Annotated in this window: 3 protein-coding genes; 2 read left to right on the top strand and 1 reads right to left on the bottom strand. The window is 70.2% G+C overall.

From position 1 onward, the window contains the following. A partial coding sequence (locus LPZ50_RS24510) for a TolC family protein (RefSeq protein WP_230665440.1) occupies nt 1-368 on the top strand: 368 nt, incomplete at its 5' end. A gap of 51 nt (nt 369-419) precedes the next feature. Here LPZ50_RS24510 and ypfH read toward each other — a convergent pair. Further along, nucleotides 420-1,124 (bottom strand): esterase, encoded by a 705-nt coding sequence (ypfH, locus tag LPZ50_RS24505; RefSeq protein WP_230665439.1) that lies wholly within the window; start codon nt 1,122-1,124, stop codon nt 420-422. 143 nt (nt 1,125-1,267) lie between these two features. On the opposite strand from ypfH, the gene imuA reads away from it, so the two are divergent. Next, a complete protein-coding gene (gene imuA / locus LPZ50_RS24500; protein WP_230665438.1) occupies nt 1,268-1,972 on the top strand; it encodes a translesion DNA synthesis-associated protein ImuA in 705 nt (234 codons plus the stop codon). The last annotated feature ends 75 nt before the right edge of the window (nt 1,973-2,047 follow it).

The following is a 2,047-nucleotide window of genomic DNA, read 5'->3' as shown; positions in this document are numbered from 1 at the left end:
CCCAGGCTCGCGCCGGCACGCGCGAGGCGCTGGCGCGCTTCGATGCCACCGTGCTGGGTGCCTTGCGTGAAACCGAGAGCGCGCTGGTGACGTATGCCCGCCAGCTCGACCGCCACGCCGCCCTGCAGACGGCGCGCGACCAGAGCGCGCTGGCCGCCAGCCAGGCCGAACAGCTGTTCCATGCCGGCAAAACCGACTACCTGACAGTACTGGATGCCCAGCGCACGCTGGCCTCGACTGAAAGCGCCCTGGCGGCTTCGCAGGCCGCGCTCAGCACCGACCAGATCGCCGTGTTCCTGGCGCTGGGCGGCGGCTGGCAGGACACGCCCGGCGCCAGTGCGAGTATCCGCAGCGGCGCAGGCGCCTAGTGTGCTGCCCGCGCCGGGAAAAACCTCATGCGGGCCAGGCTGCTTCGTGGCTTAGTGCAGCGTAGAGCCGGCCGGCGGCGCCTGGTTCAACCCCAGGGCCGCTTCCCAACTGCGCAAAGGCACGCAGGTCTGCAGGCGTTCAATAGCGCGCTGGATCAGGGCCGGATGCAGCGCATGCCCCACGCGGCTGGCCACATCAATGGTGGAATCGCCATGCAGGGCGTCGATCCGCGCCTGCGCCGCCTGGATATGCGACACCGCCATGACGGTATCGTCGGCTCCGTGCAGCAGATGCAGGGTGGTGTATTGCGGGGCGGTCTTGGGCAGTTGCGCATAGCGGCCGGAAAACGCCAGCACCCGCCCGGCCAGGCCGTCGTGGGCCTGCACGGCCTCCAGCGCCATGATGGCGCCTTGCGAAAACCCCGCCAGCGCGGTGTCGGACTGCAACAACCCCAGGCGGACCTGCGCCTGGCGTATGTATTCCACCAGCGCCGGCAGTGCCCGCGCCACGCGCTCGATGCGGTTGTCGTCATCGATGTCCCGCAGCGAGAACCACTGGCGCCCGGCACCGCCGCGGTCGTGGGGCTCGAAACCCGCGGGGGCCAGGATGGCCGCGGCGGGAAACGCCGCCCGCAGCGCTTGCTCCAGCGGAGCCATATTTTGCGGCGTGCCGCCCACCCCGTGCAGCAAGATAAACAACTGCTTGATATCCGTGCCGGCCTCGGGCATGGATTCGAGCGTGACGGGATCGGCCATGGAACACTCCAGCATATCGGGCCCCTGAAGGCGCCCGGCAAAGTGTCATTGTAAAGGGGTATATGCCCGGTTCTCGCCGGCACCCGGCCTCGGTGCCCCGGGCTTAAATACTGTATATTTGTACAGTACAAAAGCTTGAAACCATGCCATCCCCGGAACTCATCCACCCCGCCCTCTGGCGCGCCACGCAACTGGCCCGTGGCGCCGCCCGCGGCGTGCCCACCGGCCATGCCGCGCTCTCGGCCCAGTTGCCGGGGGGCGGCTGGCCGCCTGGCACCCTGATCGAACTGCTGGCTCCGCACCCTGGCGTGGGCGAAATCCGCCTGCTGCAGCCCGCGCTGGCCCAGCTGGATACCCGCCATGCCATCGCCCTGGTACAGCCGCCGCACGTGCCGCACCTGGCCTGCTGGCAGGCGTGGCGCCTGGACCCGCGCCAGTTGCTGTGGGTGGCCCCCCAACGCCCCACCGATGCCTTGTGGGCCGCCGAACAAATCCTGAAGCACGGCAGTTGCGGCGCCCTGCTGTGCTGGCTGCCCCGGGTGCGCGCCGAAGCCTTGCGCCGCCTGCACCTGGCCGCCCAGGACAGCGGCACCCTCTGCTTCGCCTTGCGCCCGGCCACGGCGGCGCAACAGGCCTCGCCATCGCCCTTGCGGCTGGCACTGGCGCCCGCGCCGGGCGGGCTGTCGGTGCACATCCTGAAGCGGCGCGGCCCCGCCTGCGCCGAACCCTTGAATATTATTTTCGAGCCGAGCCTGCAGCCGGCCTCCGCACCACCCCATGACCCTCTGGATCGCCGTCTTCCTGCGCTGCCTGCCGCTGGACGCCGCACGCCCGCAATGGCCTCATGACGCGGCTTTCGCGGTACTGGACCAGGAACGCATTGCCGCCCTGAGCCCCGCGGCCGCCAGCGCCGGGCTGCGCGC

Origin of the sequence: Bordetella petrii (assembly GCF_020991325.1) — a bacterium.
Classification (GTDB): Bacteria; Pseudomonadota; Gammaproteobacteria; order Burkholderiales; family Burkholderiaceae_B; genus Bordetella_A; species Bordetella_A petrii_E.
The sequence above is the reverse complement of the archived record's forward strand: the minus strand, read 5'-3'. Positions and strand labels throughout refer to the sequence as shown.